Raw genomic sequence first — 20470 nt, 5'->3', positions numbered from 1 at the left:
ATGGACGCGGAGCTGTTTCCCCGGGAGCGGGCACTGATCGCGCCGGGCGCGGTGCACGTGCCCGACTGGCTCGGCCCCGCCGGCCAGCGCGAGCTGCTCGACGCCTGCCGGGAGTGGGCGCGTCCGCCCGCCGGACTGCGCACGGTGCGCACACCCGGCGGCGGCGCCATGACCGCCCGCCAGGTCTGCCTGGGCTGGCACTGGTACCCGTACGCCTACGCGCGCACGGTCGTCGACGGCGACGGCGCCCCGGTGAAGCCTTTCCCGGCCTGGCTCGGCGACCTGGGTCGGCGCGCGCTGACCGACGCGCTGGGGCCGGAACCGGCCGGGACGGAGGAGTACGACATCGCGCTGATCAACTTCTACGCCGGCGACGCCCGCATGGGCATGCACCGCGACGCCGACGAGACCTCGCACGCGCCGGTGGTGTCCCTCAGTCTCGGCGACACCTGCGTGTTCCGCTTCGGCAACACCGCGACGCGGTCCCGCCCCTACACCGACGTCGAGCTGCGCAGCGGCGACCTGTTCGTCTTCGGAGGGGAGTCCCGGGTCGCGTACCACGGCGTGCCGAGGGTGTACCCGGGGACGGGCCCCGCCGCTCTGGGGCTGGACGGGCGGCTGAACGTGACCCTGCGGGTCAGCGGCTTCCCGGACGGCGGCTGACGGAGCGGATCATGGGAGGATCGCCGTCATGACCGGCAACGCGGACCCCCGGCACGCGGGGGAAGGGACCACGTCGAGGGCGCGGCTGGACCGGGGGCGCGGTGCGCTCGGACCCGCGCTGGAGCTCGTGCACACCGGGCGGGCGCCGACCCGCGCGGTGCTCACCGCCGAACTCGGCGTCACTCGCGCCACTGCCGGCGCGGTGGCCGCGGAGCTGGAGGCGCTCGGCCTGATCCGGGTCGACGCCCGCCCCGGCGCCGCCGCCGGCTCCCAGGGCCGCCCCTCGCACCGGCTCGCCCTGGCCGACGAGGGCCCCGTGGTCCTCGCCGCGCAGGTGCACGCCGACGGTTTCCGCGCGGCGCTGGTCGGCCTGGGCGGCCGTATCGTCGCGACGACCCCCAGCTGCGAGGCCGTCGACGCCGACCCGGCCAAGGTGCTGGGCGCCGCCGTGGACGCCGGCGCCGACCTGCTGCGGCGGACGGGCCGGCACTGTGTGGGTGCCGGGCTGGCCGTGCCGTCGGCGGTCACCGAACCCGAGGGCCTGGCCCTGAACCCCCTCCACCTCGCCTGGCCGGCGGGCGCGCCGGTGCGGGAGGTGTTCGCCGAACGGGTCCGGGCCGCCGGGGTGAGCGGGCCGGCGTTCGCCGCGAACGACGTCAACCTCGCCGCCCTCGCCGAACACCGGCACGGTGCCGGGCGCGGCGCGCGTGACCTGCTGTGCGTGGCCACCGGCCACCGTGGCGTCGGCGGGGCGCTGGTGCTGGACGGCCGTCTGCACACGGGCAGTTCGGGCCTGGCCCTCGAAGTGGGTCACCTCACCGTCAACCCCGAGGGCCGCCCCTGCCACTGCGGCAGCCGTGGCTGCCTGGACGTGGAGGCCGACCCGCTGGCCCTGCTGACGGCCGCAGGCCGCGATCCCGGACCCGAGGGCTCCCTGCTCCAGCAGGCCAACGAACTCATCCGCGAGGAGTACGCGGACCCCACCGTGCGCACCGCTGTCGAGGCGCTCGTCGACCGGCTCGGCCTGGGCCTCGCCGGGCTGGTCAACATCCTCAACCCCGACCGCATCATCCTGGGCGGGCTGCACCGAACCCTCCTGGATGCCGACTCCGAACGCCTCCACGCGGTCGTCGCCGACCGCGGACTGTGGGGCCGCAACGGCGGAGTCCCCATCCTCGGCTGTTCGCTCGACCACAACAGTCTGGTCGGCGCGGCGGAACTGGCCTGGCAGCCCGTGCTGGACGACCCGCTGAGGGCACTCGCGGGAGGAACCGGAAACGCCGGTGCGGCGGCGGGAAGGTGACGTCATGACACGCCCGCCCGGTTCGGGGTGGTCACTGCCGCCAAGGATGTCCGGCTGATCGTCGAGGCCGGCCAAGAACGTCCAGCTGATCGTCGAGGACGGCCGCGGCAACGGCGTCCGGCTCGGCGTGGCGGCCCCGAGCGCCGCCCGGCTGGAGCGGGCCGCCGCACGGCGTCACGCCGACGAGGACATGGCCGCGGCGTATTTCGCCGGCTTCGACGAGAAGCGCTGAGCGGGCTCCCGGAGACGCTGAGCCGACGCCCGGCCGAAACGCTGAGAGGACACCCGGCCGAAACGCCGAGCCGACGCCCGGCCGAAACGCTGAGAGGACACCCGGCCGAAACGCCGAGCCGACGCCCGGCCGAAACGCTGAGGGGACACCCGGCCGAAACGCCGAGCCGACGCCCGGCCGAAACGCTGAGCGGACGCCCGGGCGAAACGCTGAGCCGACTCCGGGCGCTGAGCCGACTCCCGCCGAAACGCTGACACGACCCCCGCGCGCTCACCCGAAGGCGCCCGTGCACACCCCGGGCCCCCTCAGGCGGCGGGGCGCGCGGGGTTCAGCCGACCGCCGCCGATCGCGCCGGAGCGTGCGCCGGCCTGCGGTCGTCGACCCCCACCACCTCGGGGAACAGTCGGTCCGCGGCCAGTCGCCGGGTCGGCCGCGCCAGCCGCTCGGGCACCGGCAGCGGGGCAGGCAGCGTGAACCAGACGACCTTGCCGGAATCGCCGTCCGGCTTGGCGCCCCAGCTCTCGCTGACCGCCGCCACCATCGCGAGCCCGCGCCCGCAGGTGGCGAACGCGTCGGCGGTCTCCAGCACCGGGAGCCGGGGGTCGCGGTCGTGGACGGAGACGGTGAGCCGGTCGAGCAGGAGCTCCATCTCCACCGTGCACGTCTTGTCGGGCTGCGCGTGCAGGTGGACGTTGGTCAACAACTCCGTCACACCGAGCGAGGCCCGGTCTATCAACGGGTCCAGATGCCAGTAGCGCAACTGTGCCGATACGATTCTGCGGACCTGGCCGATCCGCGACGGCAGGGCTTGAAGCTCCACCGTGCAGTGCCTGCTTGGGTTGCTGATCACGGCTGCGACTCCCCGACATGAGGTCCGGAAGAACACGGAGTTCGGATCGATCGGAGCAGCGCGTCTGCACGAGGCGGCCGCCTGCTGTCGTGGCCGGCGGGCTGGTTCGCAGCGTTATCGCCGGTAAACCCAGAGTGACGTGAGAACAGCGTGACGCAGGGGATCGAGGACCGCAACTCGCCGTCCCGTCACCCCGCTCGGCCGGCTCAGTCCCCGCGTCCCGCCGCCTTGCGCACCGCCTCGATGAACCGGCGCGCCGCGGGCGGCCCCGGCTCGCCCGGCGCCGGGTCGTGCTCACCCAGCGTCAACAAGTACCGGTTGCCGTTGAGGTCGGCCAGTGCCCGGTCGTCCGGTGCGAACCACGGCCGGGAGGCGCGGACCGCCTGCACCGGCGCGCTGTCGATCTCGCTGCCGTAACTGGTCAGCAGCTCCAGCCTTCCGTCGCTGATCCGGACCTGACCGGCCCGGGTGAGCGAGCGCAGCCGCTTCCCGATCCGCACGCCCGTCGCCCTGAACTCCGGCTCCGCCATCCCGCCCCCTTGCGCGTGGGTGAGCCGGCCCGCGCTCCCCCCCCCGTGGGCCGGGAACCGGCTCGTGTCGTGGTCCAGTGTGCGCCCCCGTCCGGGACTCTGTCCCGACGCCGTGCAGTCTGCCCCCGCACGGCGTCGAGCACCAGTGCACGCGACACGCGGACGCCGGACGTCCGGAGCACTCGCGCGAATGCGCCCCCACCCGCGCGCCCCGCGCACCCAGGGCCGCCTTTGAGCCCCCCAAAGACGCGTTTATGCAGGTGGGAAGTGGTGTGACAGATGTTTATGATCGAGGTGTCGGCAAGCGTCTGCCGCCCGCCGACGCGACGTACGAAGGAGCCCGCCGTGACCACCCCCCAGCAGACCAGGACCGGCGCCACCCTCGACGTCGACCGCAGTGACGCCTTCTACCGCACCTGGCTGAAAGAAGCCGTCCGCAAGGTCCAGGCCGACGCCAACCGCTCGGCCGACACCCACCTCCTGCGCTTCCCGCTCCCCGAGCACTGGGGCATCGACCTGTACCTCAAGGACGAGTCGACCCACCCCACCGGCAGCCTCAAACACCGCCTGGCCCGCTCCCTGTTCCTGTACGGCCTGTGCAATGGCTGGATCCGGCCGGACCGCCCGGTGATCGAGGCGTCCAGCGGCTCGACGGCGGTGTCCGAGGCGTACTTCGCCAAGCTGATCGGCGTCCCCTTCATCGCCGTCATGCCCCGCACGACGAGCGCCGAGAAGATCCGCCTGATCGAGTTCCACGGCGGCCGCTGCCACTTCGTCGACGACCCGCGCACCATGTACGAGGAGTCGGCCCGCCTTGCGGAGGACACCGGCGGCCACTACATGGACCAATTCACCTACGCCGAACGGGCCACGGACTGGCGCGGCAACAACAACATCGCCGAATCCATCTTCCGGCAGCTGGAGTTGGAGCGGTTCCCGGAGCCGGCGTGGATCGTCGCCACGGCCGGCACCGGCGGCACCTCGGCGACCATCGCGCGCTACGTCCACTACATGCAGCACGACACGCGCGTGTGCGTCGCCGACCCGGAGAACTCCTGCTTCTTCGAGGGCTGGACCACCGGCGATCCGGACGTCACCTGCGACTGCGGCTCCCGCATCGAGGGCATCGGCCGGCCCCGGATGGAGCCGAGCTTCGTGCCCGGCGCCGTCGACCGGATGATGAAGGTGCCCGACGCGGCCAGCGTCGCCGCCGTGCGCGCCCTGGAGCGGGGCATCGGGCGCAAGGCGGGCGGTTCCACCGGCACCGGGCTGTGGAGCGCGCTGAAGATCGTCGCCGAGATGGTGGCCGAGGGGCGGCAGGGCAGCGTGGTCACCCTGCTGTGCGACCCCGGCGACCGCTACCTCGACAAGTACTACTCCGACGCCTGGCTCGCCGACCAGGGCCTGGACATCACCCCGTACACGCAGGCGATCGACACGCTGCTGGCGACGGGCGTGTGGCCGGAATGAGGCCGCACCTCACCGTGTGCCCCTAGCCGCACCCGCCCTCGTCCGCCCCCTGCCGCCCGCCTACGGCAGCTCCCTGAGCCGCCGGTCCAGTCGCGTCACCGCGTCCCGGAACGTCCGCCCCATCCCCGGCCGGGCCAGCCGCAGCACGCCCCGGAAGGCCGCCGTGCCGTCCGCCGCGAACGTCCAGCACACGCGCGTGCCCGCACCCGCCGGCGCGAGCCGCCACTCCTCGACCAGCGCCCGGGCCCCCGGCGCGTTGGTGACGTCGACCCGGTAGGCGTACACCTCGGGCTCCGTCGCCGCCAGCACGGTCTCCCGGAAACGCGTCCCGCCCCGGAGCCGTACGTCGCGCCCCGCGCCGCCGTCCAGCGGCCGCGCGGACGCCACCGCCGGGAACCAGGCGGCCCAGCCGGGCACGTCCTCGGCGAGCGCGCGGAAGACCCGCTCAGGGGGAGCGGCGACCTCCCGTGCGAAGACCAGCCGCACGGGCGCCGCCGTCAGGAAGCCCAGACCTTCGGGCCGCAACCGGTGAGCCACGCACACCACCTCCCAGCACGACGAACGGGTGCGTCACCCTAGCCAGTGCCGGGTCAGATGTCTGCGTCCTCGTCGGCCTCGCCCGCCACCACCAGCCGCCGCAGATGCTCGGACACCTCCGCGCGGGCCGCGCCCGGCAGTCCCGCGTCCGTCACCAGCGTGTCGACCTGATCCAGCGACGCGAACGAACTCAGGCCCACCACGCCCCACTTGGTGTGGTCGGCCACCACCACGACCCGGCGCGCCGACTGCACCAGCCGCCGGTTGGTCTCGGCTTCCGCCAGGTTCGGCGTCGACAGGCCGGCCTCCGCCGATATCCCGTGCACGCCGAGGAACAGCACGTCGAAGTGGAGCGCCGCGATCGCCTGGTCGGCCACCGGGCCCACCAGCGAGTCGGAGGGCGTGCGCACCCCGCCCGTCAGCACCACCGTGGCCGCGCCCTGCCGGGGGCCCGAGGTGCGCTGCGCCACGTGGAACACATCGGCCACCCGCACCGAGTTGGTGACCACCGTCAGGTCGGGCACGTCGACCAGGCGGTGCGCCAGCGCGTACGTCGTGGTGCCGCCCGACAGGGCGATCGCGCTGCCCGGCGCGACCAGCTCCGCGGCCGCCCGCGCGATGTCCTCCTTGGCGGTCAGCTCCAGCCCCGACTTGGCCTCGAAACCCGGCTCGTGCGTGCTCGCCTCCACGACCGGCACCGCCCCGCCGTGCACCTTCTCCAGCATGCCCTGCCGGGCCAGCGCGTCGAGGTCACGGCGTACCGTCATGTCCGACACGCCGAGCTTGCGGGTCAGTTCGTTGACGCGGACGCCGCCCCGGCGCCGGACCTCGTCCAGGATCAGTGTGCGGCGCTGCTCCGCGAGGAGGTTCTGATTCTCACTCACGTACGCTCCGGTCCTCTCGACTCAAGCCGACCCACTCCGTCCGACACGCCTCGCGCACCTGCGCCGACGTGGGCGTTCTGCCGGTCGGCGGGACGCGGGCGTCCCATCCTCGCACGGGCGGGCACCGGTCGCGCCACCGCCTGTCGACGCGGTCATGTCACGGATTCGACACGCGTCGATTCCGTCCGTCACACGGATCGGGGGAAATTCGGTCACAACCGGTGTGTTCGGACCGTCCAGCGGCGATCCTGGTGCCCGCACGCAGGTCGACAGCGCGTCACGGGGGAAGTGGCACAACGGTGGAACGTGCACAGGAACGAACTCTGACCGGCGGGGAGGCCACGGCCGCCCTGGAACTCCTGGTCCACGGCGTGGGCGGGGCGACGCCCGAGAAGATGCTGAACGATCCGCGCACGGTGCGGATCACCGGTGACGACACCGCCGCCGTGTTCCGGCGAGCCGCCGACGTCGACGCCGACCACAGGGGCGGGCAGGGGACCGTCTCCGCGACCGGCGGCCCCCGGGACCGGCCGGTCCCCGAGGCGTACGTCTGGTGCAACCTCACCTCCGGCAACGGCACCCGCGCCCTGTGGCTCCTGCTGCTGCCCTTCATGGTCGTCAACCTCGCCCACTGGATGCGACCCGCCGCACCCGCACGCACGCGTACCGTCCGCTGCTACGGACTGCTCGTGCGGCTCGCCGGGCTCAGCTTGACGGTGCTGCTCGTCGCCGCGGCCTGCGAGGTCGCCCTCGACCTGACGGCCTGGCAGTGCGCCGGCACGGCCGCCTGCGCCGAGCGGCACACCTGGCTGGGCTTCTTGTCCCCATCGGTCCGCGACGGCGGCTGGTGGACCCTGCCCGGCCGCCGCCTCGCCCTCGCCGCCCTGGTCCCGGCCGCCCTCACCGGCCTGCTGTGGTACCTCTCCCACCGCACCTGGCGGGCCTACGAGTCTCAGGAACCTCTGAACGCCCGGCCCGAACCCGAGGACGCGCTCGGCCACACCGCCCTCGGCCGCCCCGGCTTCTGGTACGGCCGCCGCCTGGTCGCCCGGCTGCGCGCGGCGCACACCGCGGCCGGCCTGCTCACCGTCGCCGCCGCCGTCGGCGCCGCGGCCGCCCGCCACGACGCCCGGCCGGGCGGCCCCGTCCTCCTCGACATCCTCGGCCGGCTCCTGGAGACAGCCCTCGCCACCGGCGCCCTCGCCACGGTCTGGGTGGTGTGCCGCCGCGGCCGCAGCGAACACCGCCTCGACCGCCGGCTCGACGCCCACCTCGTACGACGCCTGCCGCTGGCCGCCCTCACCCTGCTCGTCCTCACCCTCGTCTACGCCGGCTGGGAGCGCCCCGGCTGGACGTCGTCCGGACGGCTGCCCGGCGACCTGACCTTCGGCGGCATCGCCCTCACTCAGGGCGCCCTGGTGATCTCCCTCGCCGTCGTCGCCGCCGCGCTGCACCGCGGCTCCACCGGCGACCCCGAAGGGCGCACCGCGCTGCGGGGCCTCGGCGGGCCCGCCGTCGCCACACTCGCCTGCGCCCTGGGCGGCGTCATGTCCGGCGGGGTCTCCCAGCGCGTCTCGGACTGGCTGGACGGCACGGGCACCTCCCTCGCCGGCCCGCCCGTCCTGCTGACCTGGCAGGCGTCCGTCATCCCCGCGCTGATCCTCGTACAGCTCGCGCTGTGCGCCCTGCTCGGCCGCCGCGTCTGGCTGCTCACCCGCGTCGAGCAAGCCGCGGTGGCCCGCGAGTACGACACCGGACCCGGCGATCCCGCCCGCACCCGGCGGATCGCCCGCGCCCGCGCGATGGCCACGCTCACCGACCGGGGCCCGCTCCTCGTCGCCGTCACCGCCGCCACCACCCTGCTGCTGGGCGCGGGGGCCCTGGTCGGCGCGTTCACCACCGGCACGACCCCCCAGCGGGCCGCCGTGTCCGCCCACCCCTTGGTGCGGGGCGCCGCCGAGACCGGGCAGGCGCTCGGCTCCTGGCTGATAGGGCTCGGCTTCCTGCTGTTCGTCACCTGGGGCAGACGCGCCTACAAGGACGCCTCCGCCCGCCGCACCATCGGCATCCTCTGGGACGTCGGCACCTTCTGGCCGCGCGCCGCCCACCCCTTCGCCCCGCCCTGCTACGCCGAACGCGCCGTGCCCGACCTGACCTGGCGCATGGCCACCTGGACCCGCGTCACCGGCGGCCGACTGGTCATCTCCGGCCACTCCCAAGGCAGCGTCCTCGCCGCCGCGGCGGCCTGGCAGCTGCAGCCCGCCGACCGCCGACGGGTCGCGCTGCTCACCTACGGCTCCCCGATCGAGCGTCTCTACGGCCGGTGGTTCCCCGCCCACTTCGGCCCGGCCGCGCTGACCGCCCTGCACGAGGAGATCGCCTGCTGGCGCAACCTCTACCGGCTCACCGACCCCATCGGCGGGCCCGTACGGCTGTCCGGCGACGACTGCGGCCCCCAGGTGGACCACCCGCCCCTGGCCGACCCGCTCGCCTACGGCCGCACGGCGCGGCACCCCCTGCCCGCCCCGATCCTGGGCCACTCCGACTACCAGGCGGACCCGGCCTTCGCCCTGGAACGAGAACGGCTCCTCGGCCGTCTGCGGCCGGAGATGCCCCCGCAGCGCCCCCGGCCGGAAGAGCCGCAGGCCTCGGCCGCGGCGGAGGCCTGAAGGCGCGCCGACTCGACGCCGGAAGCTCCTACCGCGACGGCGGGAGGTCCTCCGCGTACAGCAGCGTCAGATCGTCCGTGCTCGGGTCCGGCACCTGGGCGACCCGGCTCGCGTGCCGCTCCACCAGTGCTTCGAACGTCTGGCGGGCCGTGCGTCCGTTGCCGAAGGCGGGACCTTTCGGGATCGCCGTGAAGTACGTCAGCAGCGCCTCGGCGGCACCCGGCGCGAGCCGGTACTCGTGCTCCTCGGCCTGCTGCTCCACGATCCGCAGCAGCTCCCCGGGACCGTAGTCGCCGAAGGTGATGGTCCGCGAGAAACGGGACGCGACACCGGGGTTGACCGACAGGAACCGCTCCATCTCGGCCGTGTACCCCGCGACGATCACCACCACGGCGTCCCGGTGGTCCTCCATCAGCTTCACCAGCGTGTCGATGGCCTCCTTGCCGAAGTCCCGCCCGGCGTCCTCGGGGGAGAGCGCGTACGCCTCGTCGATGAACAGCACGCCGCCGCGGGCCCGTTCGAACGCCTCCTGGGTGCGGATCGCGGTGGAGCCGATGTGCTCACCGACCAGGTCGACGCGGGACACCTCGACGAGATGGCCCTTCTCCAGCACGTCCAGCGAGGCGAGGATCTCGCCGTACAGGCGGGCGACCGTGGTCTTCCCGGTGCCGGGGGAGCCGGTGAACACCAGGTGCCGCTTGACGGAGGCCGCCTTCAGCCCCGCCCGCTGCCGGCGCCGGCCGACCTCGATCATGTCGATCAGCGCCCGCACCTCGCGCTTGACGCTCTCCAGGCCCACCAGCGCGTCCAGTTCGCCGAGCACGTCCTTCGAGTCCCGCACGGTGTTCTCCGTCTCGACGGCGCCTGCAGCGGGGTGCGGCTCGGCGGCACGTTGCTCGGGCATCGCACCGAGGAGACCCGACGAGCGGTCCGCGGTCTGGACGGCCGTCTCCCGCGTCGCCGACGGCGGGCGCAGGGCCGCGCTCTCGTCGCTCGTGCAGTCCTCCACCACGGGGCCCGCGCCGGACGCGGCGTCCGCGCCGCTGTCCGCGAACTCGAAACCGCCGCGCGCGCAGCGCTCGGTGCGGCACTTGCGCAGGGTGGTGCGGCAACCGTCTATCACATGGAAGCCGTAGCCCCCGCTGTCGGTGACGCGGCAGTTCAGGAAGCTGCCACGCCCCCCGGCGGACACATAGAACCCGGCCTCCGAGGGTGAGCCCACCACACAGCGCTCGACGACGGGGTCGGCGCCCTTGGTGACGATCACTCCCGTCTGGGTGCCCTCGACCGTGCAGCCGTTCAGGGTGCCGCCGCTGCCGTGGTCGCGGAACCAGGCGCCGGTCGCCGCGTCCCGGATCCGGCAGTCGTCGAGCTGGGCGGTGGCGCCGTCGCTCACCGACACCGCCGTGTTGCGCACCTGCGTCAGGTCGGTGTCGACGACGTCCGCGCGCGAGCCGCGGTCGAGGACGAACAGCGCGTCCGGCACGTCGTGGACCCGGCAGGAGTCCAGGACCACCGTGGCGCCGTCGCTGACCCAGACGGCCGGATAGTCGCCGGTGCTGTCGAAGATCTCGCACTGGTTGGCGTCCACCCGCGTGCCCGGGTCCCACACCGAGAGCCCGTTGCGCCCGAACTGACGCACCGTCGTGCGCGTCAGCGTCAGCACGGACCGCGAACGCAGGTCGATCGCGTTCTCCGGGATCTCGTGGATCCGGCAGTCCGCCAGGGTCACCACGGCGTCCGTGTCGAGCGTGACGCCGTCGGCGGTCGTGCGGTGGACGTCGCAGTCGGTCAGGTGCGCGGTGGCGCGCGCGGTGATGTGCACGCCGCTGCCCCGGACCTCGTACACCTCGCAGCCGACCGCTTCCAGCGCGGAGTTCTCGCCGGTCACGCTGAGCCCGGCGCCGGAGGTGCGGTGCACCCGGCAGCGCTCCAGCCGGGGGTGGCCGCCGCCGCGCACCGCGACGCCCGCCTGCCCGGCCGAGACCACCTCGCACTCCTCGAACACTCCGCCGCCGCCGTCGACCACGGCGATGCCGATGCCCGCCGGGTTGTCGACGGTGCACCGCCGGACCGTGGGGCGGGCACCGCCGCGCACCTCGACGCCGGCCGCGGACCGCGTCACGATCCGCAGGTCCAGCAGTTCGGGCGTGCCCTCCTCGACGAGCACGGCGGGCGCGGCCGCGTCCTGGCCCTCCACGTGCAGGTCCTGCACCACCGCCGAGGCGCGCACCGTCAGCGGCACCCCGTCCAGGGGCGCGATCCGCACGGAACCGGAGGCGCCCTCGGGGCCGCGCAGTGTCACCGCCCGCTGGACGACGAGGTTCTCCCGGTAGGTGCCGGGAGCGACGGTGAGCACGTCGCCCTCGGCCGCGGCCTCCAGGGCGGCGGCGAGCGATGCGTACTCACCCGTGCGGCGCCGCCACCTCGATGTGCCGGTGTGCGTCACCTGGACCGTGCCCTGTGCCATGGCGTTGCTGTGCCCCCACCTCGTGGTAGTCATGGCTCGTTCGCCGGCGGGCGGCATGCCCCTCCGGCTCCCTCGCGCGCGGGTTGATGCCGAGTGGCTCGGCCGGTCCACCGTAGCGTGCGCGGAGGCGCTCGGTTGACAAGTGAGGGAAGGCCGTCAGCTGCCGGTACCGGTCCGGCCCCAGTCCGGGCCCACGCGCTCCCATGCCTGGTCCCAACGCGCGTACCTGCGGCGGACCATGCGCCAGAGGATCATTCTCCGTCCGCCCTCGACGAAGGCGGCGGCGGCGAAGGCCGCGCCGATTCCCGCGAGCACCGCGTGTGTCGTCGCCGTGGCGGTGTCCATCGGACGGGCCACCAGCCGGCCGTGCACGTCGGTCCATACGGAGAACCGGTCGCCCCGATGGGGGGTCTGCAGACCGGACATGACGGCGCCGTGCGCGGCGGTGCCGTCCGGGGCTTTCCAGTCGGCGAACACACGGGTGCGCGTGTCGCGTCCGGTGCCGGTGTCCGGGTCGGCCTCGAACGGCGAACCGCCCAGCGTGCGCACCACGACGGCCGTCACCTCGTGGCGTGAGTCGCGCTGGTCGCGCACCGCCTGCTGCAACGCGCTCTGGGCAACCGCGCCGGCGACCGCGCCCACTAAGGGAGCGACGAGGAGCACCAGGAGCAGCGCCGACAGGGCGACCCAGGCCTCGACCAGGTCCGTCGTGCGCCGCAGCGGATTGCGCCGCCAGCGCCAGATTCCACCGATCGCTCGCACGGTGCCCCACCCCCTTCCCGCTCCGTGATAACTCCCCGTGGAGCCGTTCACGCGCCCTTCGGGGCCAAGAGAGAGCGAAATCACCCGGAACCGGGACCTCTCGTGAACTGCTCACGAAAGACACAACGGACCGAGGGTGCGCGGAGGTTCCCCCCGGAAGGGCGGTCTTCGGCCGCCGCTAGCCGGTGACGCGGACGGGGTCGCCGACCCGGATCGTGCCGCCCGACACCGGCACCAGGTTCTGACCGAACATCAGCTTGCCGTCGATGCGGCGGTGCCGGCCCAGGCTGTGCAGGGGCTCCTTGCCCCGGTCGGAAGTGCTCTGGTCGGTCGTGGTCACCACGCACCGGCCGCACATTTTGGCCACCCGGAAGTCGACCTCGCCGACGGAGACCCGCGACCAGCCGTCCTCGGCCCATGGCTCGGTGCCCGCCACGACCAGGTTGGGCCGGAAGCGGTCCATCGGCAACGGCCCCTCAGCCGCGTGCGTACCCGCGGCGATCAGGGCGTTGAGGGCGTCGAGGGACGCGCCGGCGGTGACCAGCAGCGGATAGCCGTCGGCGAAGGAGACGGTCTCGCCGGGCAGCGCGTGCTCCGGATCCACCGGGCGGCGTGTCGCGGGGTCGTCCATGTGCACCAGGCGCACGTCGGCGCCCAGGTACGCGCTGCACCACGCGTGAGCGGCCTCGTCGGCGACGACGGCCTCCACCTTGTCGCTGAAGATCTCCATGGAGACCGTCGCCAGAGGCTCGGGCACCTCGACGGTCAGCGGCTCGAGGCCGGGCGCGGACAGCCGGAGGCCGCCGCCGGGCAACAGCTCGGCGGCGGCCTGTGCGAGGCGCGGCTGCTGGCGTTGCGTGACGACCTTTCCCCCGTCGTCGATCAGCGCCCAGCGTCGGTCTCCGGCCAGCCCCCAGGGCTCCACGACGGCCTCCCGGAGCGACACGCTCCGGAACGCCTTGACCGGATGGATGTGAATCGACAGCAGTTCCGCGTTCCCCATGCGCTCATCCTGCCAGGTGATGCCGGCGCCGGGTGAGGTGAGAGGCGCATGACGCATATGCCGGGGAGGGTGAGTCCGGGGGAACGCGGGTCGGCTCAGTAGCCGCGGTACTGCTGCTGGTTGTTGTACGGATCCTGGTACTGCTGCGCCGCGGGCCGGGGAGCCGCGGGGCGCATCGCCTCGTAACCCGCGACGGGGCCGGCCGGACGCGGCTGCTGCTGCGCCTGCGGGCCGGGGTAGCCGCGCGGGGCGGAGGCCTGCGGTGGGATGTAGGCCGCGGGCGCCTGCTGCAGCGGGGCGGGCTGCTGCATCTGCGGGTAGCCGTAGGACGGCTGCGACGGGGCCGACGGAAGGGCGGGCAGCGCCGACGGCAGTGCGGGCAGGCTGCTGCCGCTCATGTCGTACGCGGCGGGGACCCGGATCGGGGCGATCTGCGGGGTGCCCCGCTCGGCCACGAGCGAGTCATAGATCGGGGTGTCCGGGAAGGAGGCGGAGTAGTAGCCGCCGCCATAGGTGGAGCGGGGGGAGGTCATGGCACATAAGTTAAGCCCACGATGTGCTGGTTGGGGAGACCGATAAGAGGGTTGTTTTCCGTGTCGGGGGTACCTCTGGCTCCCCAATGCGAGCGAAGTCGGTGAAAAGGGGCGGCAAACGCCGCTTGAATCGTGTAAAGGCCGAGATCCGGGGCGGTTACCCCCGGTCGGGCGGGGTCTGTTCACGCGCCGTGGAGGGGAGTTCACTGACGGGACGAATAAGTTGACTCGACAAGCAAGCCGGCGGGCGCCCGAGCGGTGTGCCGGGCCGGTCCGGTCACAGGTGATGGGGGAGCGGACATGTCCATGGCGAAGGGTTCCAACACTCCCGTGCCCACGGCGGCACTGAGAGTGGAGGTCGGCTGGCGGTCCGGGCCCGGGGTGCCCGACGCCGACGCCTCGGCGCTGCTGCTGGTCGGCGGAAAGGTCCGCTCCGACAGCGACTTCGTGTTCTACAACCAGCCGACGCACTCCTCGGGAGCGGTCCGCCACGAGGGCAAGCGCGACGCCGGGGGCCAGGTCACCGACACACTGCTCGTCGACCTCGCGCGCGTGGAGCCCGCGATCGAGACCGTCGTCCTGGCCGCTTCGGCCGACGGCGGCGCGTTCGGGCAGGTGCCCGGCCTCTACGTCGAGGTGCGCGACGCCGGGAACACCGTCGTCGCCCGCTTCGACAGCACGGGAGCGACCGTCGAGACGGCGTTCGTCCTCGGGGAGTTCTACCGACGCCAGGGCGCCTGGAAGTTCCGCGCCGTCGGACAGGGCTACGGCAGCGGACTGGAGGGCCTGGCCACCGACTTCGGCATCGCCGTCGACGAACCGCAGCACACGCCGGCGCCCCCGGTGCGTCAACCCGCCCACCCCGCGCCCCCGTCGACGCCCCAGGCCGCCCCCGCACCGCCGCTCCCGCCGACGCCGCCCGCCTTCCCCGCGACCGTGCCCCCGCCCGGCCACCGGACCGCGCCTGCGCCGCCGCCCGCACCGCCCGCCGCCCCGCCGGTCCGCCTGACCAAGGTGACGCTCACCAAGAGCGCGCCCTCGGTGTCGCTGACCAAGCAGGGCGCAACCTCGGGCGCCATGCGCGTGAACCTCAACTGGGAGGTCCGCAAGCAGTTCTCCGGGTGGGGCAGCAAACGCGGACGCGCCGTCGCGCTCCACAACGACCTCGACCTCGACCTGTGCGCCCTGTTCGAACTCGCCGACGGCCGCAAGGGAGTCGTCCAGGCCCTCGGCAACGCCTTCGGCGCCCTGCACCAGCCGCCGTACATCCACCTGGACGGCGACGACCGCACCGGTGCGCTGGCGAGCGGCGAGAACCTCACCATCAACCTCGACCACCGCGACGACTTCAAGCGCATCCTCGTCTTCGTCACCATCTACGAGGGCGCCCGCTCCTTCGCCGACCTGCACGCCACCGTCACCCTCCACCCGCAGCACGGCGCCCCGATCGACTTCTCCCTCGACGAGTGCACCGTCCCCTCCACCGTGTGCGCGCTCGCGCTCATCACCCACACCGGCGGCGACCTCGTCGTCCAGCGCGAGGCCCGCTACCTGGTGCCGCAGCGCGGGGTGAGCCCCCAGCGCACGGTCGACCACGCCTACGGCTGGGGCATGAACTGGACCCCCGGCCGCAAGTAGACGCCGACCCGCACAGGCCCTAACCCTCGTCGGGCAGCGGGTCCGGGCGGGCGTAGGTGCGGCCCTTCCAGGCCGCACCGCGCCCGCGGTGGTGCTGCACCGCGGAGTCCACCGTCATCAGCAGATACAGCGCGGCGGTGAACGGCAGCAGCGGAGCCGGCCACAGCGGCAGGCGGTAGTAGCGCAGCATCGGCGCGTACGTCCCCGCCATCACCAGCCACGCGAGCGCGCCGCACACCGCCGCGGCCGGGAGGCCGAGCACCAGCCCCGCCGCGACGGCGAGCGGCGGCGCCAGGTACACCAGGGCCAGGCCCGGCACCGTGCCCGCCAGCAGCAGCGGACTGTGGCGCAGTTGCGCGTAGGCGCTGCGCGACACCATCCGCCACAGCTCGCGCAGCCCCGGGTACGGGCGCACGCTGTCCACCTTGTCGGCGAGACCGAGCCAGATGTGCCCGCCCGACCTCTTCACGGCGCGCGCGAGCGCCACGTCGTCGATGACCGCGTGCCGGACGGCGTCCGGAACCCGGGCCCGCTGCGCCGCCTCGGTGCGCAGCAGGACGCAGCCGCCCGCCGCGGCCGCCGTCCGCGCCCCGCGCCGGCCGACCCTGCGGAACGGGTACAGCTGCGCGAAGAAGTAGACGAACGCCGGCACGACCAGCCGCTCCCAACGGCTCTCCACCCGCAGCCTCGCCATCTGGGAGACGAGGTCGAAGCCGCCCGCGCGTGCCGCCGCCACCAGCTCGCGCAGACTGTCGGGCGCGTGCGCGATGTCAGCGTCCGTCAGCAGGAGGTACTCGGGCCCACGCGCGCGTGCGAGAGCGATGCCGTGGCGCACGGCCCACAGCTTGCCGGTCCAGCCGGCCGGCGGCTCACCCGGCGAGCACACCGTCAGCGGCAGCCCGCCGTGCCGCCGCGCCAGTTCACGCGCCAGCTCCCCGGTGCCGTCCGAGCTGCCGTCGTCGACGAGGAAGACCTCCGCACGGCCGGGATAGTCCTGCGCCAACAGGGAGGGCAGGCTCGCGGGCAGCACCGCCGCCTCGTCGCGGGCGGGGACGACGACGCCCACGTCCGGCCAGTCCGCGGGCGTCCCGCGCGGGGGCAGCCGGACGTCCGTACGCCAGAAGAAGCCCTGGCAGCAGAGCAGCCACAGCCAGACGAGCAGGGAGACGGCGGCGATCCACACGATGGCGCTCACGGCCGCAGTCTGCCCCACCGCAGGGGGGCCGCAAGAGCACATCGTCTATGGTGGCCGGGTGAAGATCGCGCTCATGGACTCCGGAATCGGGCTGTTGGCGGCCACCGCCGCGGTACGGCGCCTGCGACCCGACGCCGATCTCGTGCTCTCCCTCGACCCGGAGGGCATGCCCTGGGGGCCGCGCACGCCCGAGGACCTCACCGCGCGCGCGGTGGCCGTCGCGGAGGCCGCCGCGGCCCGCCGGCCCGACGCGCTCATCGTCGGCTGCAACACGGCGACCGTGCACGCCCTGCCCGCCCTGCGGGCCCGTCTCGAACCGGAGATCCCGGTGATCGGCACGGTCCCCGCGATCAAGCCGGCCGCGGCCGGCGGCGGGCCCGTCGCCATCTGGGCCACGCCCGCCACGACCGGCAGCCCGTATCAGCGCAATCTCATCCGGGACTTCGCCGACGGCGTGCCCGTCGCCGAGGTGCCCTGCTGGGGCCTGGCCGAGGCCGTCGAGCAGGCGGACGAGACGGCGATCGGCGCCGCCGTCGCCGCGGCCGCCGCGCTGACGCCCGAGGACGTCACGACCGTCGTCCTGGGCTGCACCCACTACGAACTGGTCGCCGAACGCATCCGCGCCGCCGTGCAGCGTCCCGGCCGCCCGCCGCTCGTGCTGCACGGCTCGGCCGGCGCCGTGGCCGCGCAGGCCCTGCGCCGCGTGGGCGCCGGCCTGCACCCCGAGAGCGAGACCCTCGGCACGGTGACGGTTCTGCTCAGCGGCCAGGAGGGCACGCTTCCCGCGCCCGCGCTGTCGTACGCCGAGGGCCGGCTCCTGCAGGAGGTCAGCCCCGCGCGCTGACGGCGGCTCGCGGTGCGCTCCGCGGGGTCGTCCGGCCGGCGCAGTGACCCTGCGCTACGGAGTACCGGCGGAGCGAAACCTGAGTAACCTCGTCCCTATGAGGGACCACCCCCAGGACGAGAAGGCCCCGCATGCCCCTGTCTGGCACGGGCGGGCCACCAACCGTTTCCAGTGGCTGCTCGCGCTCACCGGGGCCGCCTGTATGGCGCTCGGCATCGAACTGGCGATCGACTCTGCGTGGACCTCAGGGGCCGCGCCGCTCGTCATGTCCGTCGTCGGCTGCATCGCCGCCGGGCTCCTGGTCCTCTTCGGGACCCTGGCCTTCGTCCATGTCGATCTGAAGCTCGACAAGGAGTCCTTGGAAGTGCGCTGCGGTCACATCGGGCTGCCGCGTCGGCGTATCCCGCTGTCCCACGTCGCCGGAGCGGACTTCGAGCCGCACGTCACCCCGCGCCACTGGGGCGGCTGGGGCTACCGCTGGCGTCCGGAGAAGGGCACCGCCGTCGTCGTGCGCCGCGGGGAGGGCGTGGTGCTGCGACTGTGGGACGGGCACACCTTCACGATCACCGTGGACGACGCCGAATCCGCCGTCCAGGCGATCAGGGCCCGGCTGCGGCAGGGCAGCACGCCGGGGGCGGCGCACTGACGTCAGGGGTGCGCTGCCCTGCCGTGGACCGTGCTGTCGGCCAAAAGCTCACTCGCCGTACACTCCCGGAGTGACCGTCACCGCAACTTCCGTGGGCCGACCGGACCAGGTGGAGCCCGCGACCGCGCCGCCGCTCCGTGCTCGGCTCCTGCGCCTCGTCCCCGCCGTCGTAGCGGCGCTCTCCGGCGTCCTGCTCTACGTCAGCTTCCCGCCCCGCACCCTGTGGTGGCTGGCCCTGCCGGCCTTCGCCGGGTTCGGCTGGGCGGTGCGCGGGCGCCGCTGGAAGGCGGCCCTCGGCCTCGGCTACCTCTTCGGCCTCGGCTTCCTGCTGCCGCTGCTGGTGTGGACGGGCGTCGAGGTCGGCCCCGGGCCCTGGCTCGCCCTGGTGATCATCGAGGCGGTCTTCGTCGCGCTGGCCGGCGTCGGCATCGCCGCCGTGTCCAAGCTTCCGGCCTGGCCGGTGTGGGCGGCGGCGGTGTGGATCGCCGGCGAGGCGGCACGCGCGCGTGTGCCCTTCCGCGGCTTCCCCTGGGGCAAGATCGCGTTCGGGCAGGCGGACGGCGTCTTCCTCCCGCTGGCGGCGGTCGGCGGCACCCCGGTGCTCGGCTTCGCCGTCGTCCTGTGCGGCTTCGGGCTGTACGAAGCGATCCGCGTGAGTCTCGAATGGCGCCGCACGCGCGAGGTGCGCAGGGCCGCGGCCGCCGTGGCCCTGCTCAGCCTGGCCGTGCCGGTGGTGGCCGCCGTGGCAGCCCGCCCGCTGGTCAGCGACACCGCTCAGGACGGTACCGCCACGGTCGCCGTCATCCAGGGCAACGTCCCCCGCCTCGGTCTGGAGTTCAACGCCCAGCGGCGGGCCGTGCTCGACTACCACGCGCGCGAGACGGAGCGGCTGGCCGCAGAGGTCAAGGCCGGCAAGGCGCCCCGGCCGGACTTCGTACTGTGGCCGGAGAACTCCTCCGACATCGACCCCTTCGCCAACCCGGACGCCGCCGCCGTCATCGCGCGGGCGGCGACGGCGATCGACGCGCCCATCTCGGTCGGCGGAGTCGTCGAACGCGACGGCAAGATCTACAACGAGCAGATCCTCTGGGACCCGGTGAAGGGCCCCACGCAGACGTACGACAAGCGGCAGATCCAGCCGTTCGGCGAGTACCTGCCGCTGCGCTCGCTGATCGGGGCGATCAACGGCGAATGGACGTCGATGGTCCGCCGGGACTTCAGCCGGGGCACCCGGCCGGGCGTGTTCGACATGGGCGAGGCCAAGGTGGGCCTGGTCACCTGCTACGAGGCCGCCTTCGACTGGGCCGTGCGCTCCGAGGTCGCCGACGGCGCCCAGCTGATCTCGGTCCCCAGCAACAACGCCACGTTCGACCGCAGCGAGATGACCTACCAGCAGCTCGCCATGTCCCGGGTGCGCGCCGTCGAGCACAGCAGGACCGTCACCGTGCCGGTGACCAGCGGCGTCAGCGCGATCATCATGCCGGACGGGACGATCACCCAGAAGACCGGCATGTTCGTGGCCGACTCCCTGGTGCAGAAGGTGCCGCTGCGCACCTCCGAGACGCCGGCGACGCGGCTGGGCATCCTCCCGGAGATCGCCCTGGTGCTCGTCGCGGCGGGCGGCCTGGCCTGGGCGATCGGCGCCGCGGTGCGCGGGCGGCGCGCCGGTGGCGTGTAGCCGTACGCCGGTCGCCCGCTCCCCTGAGCGGCCGGGCGGCGTCACGGCCGCCCGTTAGGGTCGGGCCATGGCTACTCCTGACTTCATCCGTACGCTCCGGGCGTCCGCCGGGAACCAACTGCTGTGGCTCCCCGGCGTCACGGCGGTCGTCTTCGACGACGAGGGACGCGTGCTGCTCGGCCGCCGCTCCGACACCCTCAAGTGGGCGGTGATCGGCGGCATCCCCGACCCGGGGGAGCAGCCCGCGGTCTGCGCCGTGCGGGAGGTCCGGGAGGAGACCGCGGTGGACTGCGTCGTCGAGCGGGTCGTCCTCGTCCAGGCACTGGAGCCGGTCACGTACGCCAACGGCGACGTCTGCCAGTACATGGACATCACGTTCCGCTGCCGTGCGGTGGGCGGCGAGGCCCGCGTCAACGACGACGAGTCGCTGGAGGTGGGGTGGTTCGCGGTGGACGCCCTGCCGGAGCTGAACCAATTCGCCCTGCTGCGGATCAAGCAGGCGCTGACCGACGCACCTACATGGTTCGACACCATGGGTTCCCAGTGAAGTATGGCTTCTGACC

The 20470-nt window shown here is 73.8% G+C and carries 18 protein-coding genes and 1 pseudogene; 10 read left to right on the top strand and 9 right to left on the bottom strand.

Features of this window, described 5'->3' with window-relative positions; all coding sequences use genetic code 11:
* The 3 genes and pseudogenes from ACFYXA_RS10285 to ACFYXA_RS10275 form a co-directional block, all read left to right on the top strand.
* Window positions 1-663, top strand: coding sequence for an alpha-ketoglutarate-dependent dioxygenase AlkB family protein (locus tag ACFYXA_RS10285; protein WP_389030516.1), 663 nt, complete (start codon window positions 1-3; stop codon window positions 661-663).
* Window positions 664-691: 28 nt separating this feature from the next.
* Window positions 692-1966, top strand: coding sequence for an ROK family protein (locus tag ACFYXA_RS10280; RefSeq protein ID WP_389030513.1), 1275 nt, complete (start codon window positions 692-694; stop codon window positions 1964-1966).
* 9 nt (window positions 1967-1975) lie between these two features.
* Window positions 1976-2198 (top strand): annotated as a pseudogene (locus ACFYXA_RS10275) (hypothetical protein); the annotation flags it as partial.
* A 328-nt stretch (window positions 2199-2526) separates the two neighbouring features.
* On the opposite strand, the gene ACFYXA_RS10270 reads toward ACFYXA_RS10275, so the two are convergent.
* Both ACFYXA_RS10270 and ACFYXA_RS10265 read right to left on the bottom strand, forming a co-directional pair.
* Window positions 2527-3048: an ATP-binding protein gene (locus ACFYXA_RS10270; RefSeq protein WP_389030510.1), complete on the bottom strand. Its 522-nt coding sequence runs from the start codon at window positions 3046-3048 to the stop codon at window positions 2527-2529.
* A gap of 206 nt (window positions 3049-3254) precedes the next feature.
* Window positions 3255-3578, bottom strand: a complete 324-nt coding sequence (locus ACFYXA_RS10265) for a hypothetical protein (protein ID WP_389030507.1) — start codon at window positions 3576-3578, stop codon at window positions 3255-3257.
* A gap of 345 nt (window positions 3579-3923) precedes the next feature.
* Between ACFYXA_RS10265 and ACFYXA_RS10260 the strand changes: the two genes are divergently transcribed.
* The gene (locus tag ACFYXA_RS10260; protein WP_352246978.1) at window positions 3924-5048 is read left to right on the top strand and encodes a PLP-dependent cysteine synthase family protein; all 1125 of its coding nucleotides are present in this window, start codon (window positions 3924-3926) and stop codon (window positions 5046-5048) included.
* 60 nt (window positions 5049-5108) lie between these two features.
* Here ACFYXA_RS10260 and ACFYXA_RS10255 read toward each other — a convergent pair whose 3' ends face one another.
* Together ACFYXA_RS10255 and ACFYXA_RS10250 are read right to left on the bottom strand one after the other, a co-directional pair.
* Complete coding sequence (locus ACFYXA_RS10255; RefSeq protein WP_389030503.1) at window positions 5109-5585, bottom strand: SRPBCC family protein; 477 nt, start codon at window positions 5583-5585, stop codon at window positions 5109-5111.
* A 53-nt stretch (window positions 5586-5638) separates the two neighbouring features.
* Window positions 5639-6469, bottom strand: a complete 831-nt coding sequence (locus ACFYXA_RS10250; RefSeq protein WP_130440475.1) for a DeoR/GlpR family DNA-binding transcription regulator — start codon at window positions 6467-6469, stop codon at window positions 5639-5641.
* A gap of 299 nt (window positions 6470-6768) precedes the next feature.
* Between ACFYXA_RS10250 and ACFYXA_RS10245 the strand changes: the two genes are divergently transcribed.
* Entirely contained in the window at window positions 6769-9138 is a 2370-nt protein-coding gene (locus tag ACFYXA_RS10245) for a hypothetical protein (protein ID WP_389030499.1), read from the top strand.
* Window positions 9139-9166: 28 nt separating this feature from the next.
* On the opposite strand, the gene ACFYXA_RS10240 is transcribed toward ACFYXA_RS10245, so the two are convergent.
* The 4 genes from ACFYXA_RS10240 to ACFYXA_RS10225 form a co-directional block, all read right to left on the bottom strand.
* Window positions 9167-11608, bottom strand: a complete 2442-nt coding sequence (locus tag ACFYXA_RS10240) for a right-handed parallel beta-helix repeat-containing protein (RefSeq protein WP_389031676.1) — start codon at window positions 11606-11608, stop codon at window positions 9167-9169.
* Window positions 11609-11764: 156 nt separating this feature from the next.
* A complete protein-coding gene (locus ACFYXA_RS10235; protein WP_389030496.1) occupies window positions 11765-12370 on the bottom strand; it encodes a hypothetical protein in 606 nt (201 codons plus the stop codon).
* Between the two features lie 178 nt (window positions 12371-12548).
* Window positions 12549-13373, bottom strand: a complete 825-nt coding sequence (locus tag ACFYXA_RS10230; protein WP_389030493.1) for an MOSC domain-containing protein — start codon at window positions 13371-13373, stop codon at window positions 12549-12551.
* 95 nt (window positions 13374-13468) lie between these two features.
* Complete coding sequence (locus ACFYXA_RS10225) at window positions 13469-13906, bottom strand: DUF6643 family protein (RefSeq protein WP_352247331.1); 438 nt, start codon at window positions 13904-13906, stop codon at window positions 13469-13471.
* A gap of 306 nt (window positions 13907-14212) precedes the next feature.
* Between ACFYXA_RS10225 and ACFYXA_RS10220 the strand changes: the two genes are divergently transcribed.
* Entirely contained in the window at window positions 14213-15544 is a 1332-nt protein-coding gene (locus ACFYXA_RS10220; protein ID WP_352247435.1) for a TerD family protein, read from the top strand.
* Between the two features lie 19 nt (window positions 15545-15563).
* Here ACFYXA_RS10220 and ACFYXA_RS10215 read toward each other — a convergent pair whose 3' ends face one another.
* Complete coding sequence (locus tag ACFYXA_RS10215; protein WP_389030490.1) at window positions 15564-16781, bottom strand: glycosyltransferase; 1218 nt, start codon at window positions 16779-16781, stop codon at window positions 15564-15566.
* A gap of 16 nt (window positions 16782-16797) precedes the next feature.
* On the opposite strand from ACFYXA_RS10215, the gene ACFYXA_RS10210 reads away from it, so the two are divergent.
* From ACFYXA_RS10210 to ACFYXA_RS10195, 4 genes are all read left to right on the top strand, one after another.
* Window positions 16798-17583, top strand: coding sequence for a glutamate racemase (locus ACFYXA_RS10210; protein ID WP_389030487.1), 786 nt, complete (start codon window positions 16798-16800; stop codon window positions 17581-17583).
* A gap of 97 nt (window positions 17584-17680) precedes the next feature.
* Window positions 17681-18229, top strand: a complete 549-nt coding sequence (locus ACFYXA_RS10205; protein WP_389030484.1) for a hypothetical protein — start codon at window positions 17681-17683, stop codon at window positions 18227-18229.
* 70 nt (window positions 18230-18299) lie between these two features.
* The gene (gene lnt, locus ACFYXA_RS10200) at window positions 18300-19907 is read left to right on the top strand and encodes an apolipoprotein N-acyltransferase (protein ID WP_389030481.1); all 1608 of its coding nucleotides are present in this window, start codon (window positions 18300-18302) and stop codon (window positions 19905-19907) included.
* A gap of 67 nt (window positions 19908-19974) precedes the next feature.
* The gene (locus ACFYXA_RS10195) at window positions 19975-20454 is read left to right on the top strand and encodes an NUDIX domain-containing protein (RefSeq protein WP_351089023.1); all 480 of its coding nucleotides are present in this window, start codon (window positions 19975-19977) and stop codon (window positions 20452-20454) included.
* The last annotated feature ends 16 nt before the right edge of the window (window positions 20455-20470 follow it).

The organism is Streptomyces sp. NPDC002566, from assembly GCF_042889585.1.
Lineage (GTDB): Bacteria > Actinomycetota > Actinomycetes > Streptomycetales > Streptomycetaceae > Streptomyces.
This window is presented reverse-complemented; position numbering and strand designations above follow the sequence as displayed.

Coding starts and splice junctions, on each gene's coding strand:
- ACFYXA_RS10285 (WP_389030516.1), top strand. CDS start 1: ATGGACGCGGAGCTGTTTCCCCGGGAGCGGGCACTGATCGCGCCGGGC.
- ACFYXA_RS10280 (WP_389030513.1), top strand. CDS start 692: ATGACCGGCAACGCGGACCCCCGGCACGCGGGGGAAGGGACCACGTCG.
- ACFYXA_RS10265 (WP_389030507.1), bottom strand. CDS start 3,578: ATGGCGGAGCCGGAGTTCAGGGCGACGGGCGTGCGGATCGGGAAGCGG.
- ACFYXA_RS10240 (WP_389031676.1), bottom strand. CDS start 11,608: ATGGCACAGGGCACGGTCCAGGTGACGCACACCGGCACATCGAGGTGG.
- ACFYXA_RS10230 (WP_389030493.1), bottom strand. CDS start 13,373: ATGGGGAACGCGGAACTGCTGTCGATTCACATCCATCCGGTCAAGGCG.
- ACFYXA_RS10225 (WP_352247331.1), bottom strand. CDS start 13,906: ATGACCTCCCCCCGCTCCACCTATGGCGGCGGCTACTACTCCGCCTCC.
- ACFYXA_RS10220 (WP_352247435.1), top strand. CDS start 14,213: ATGGCGAAGGGTTCCAACACTCCCGTGCCCACGGCGGCACTGAGAGTG.
- ACFYXA_RS10215 (WP_389030490.1), bottom strand. CDS start 16,781: ATGTGCTCTTGCGGCCCCCCTGCGGTGGGGCAGACTGCGGCCGTGAGC.
- ACFYXA_RS10205 (WP_389030484.1), top strand. CDS start 17,681: ATGAGGGACCACCCCCAGGACGAGAAGGCCCCGCATGCCCCTGTCTGG.
- ACFYXA_RS10195 (WP_351089023.1), top strand. CDS start 19,975: ATGGCTACTCCTGACTTCATCCGTACGCTCCGGGCGTCCGCCGGGAAC.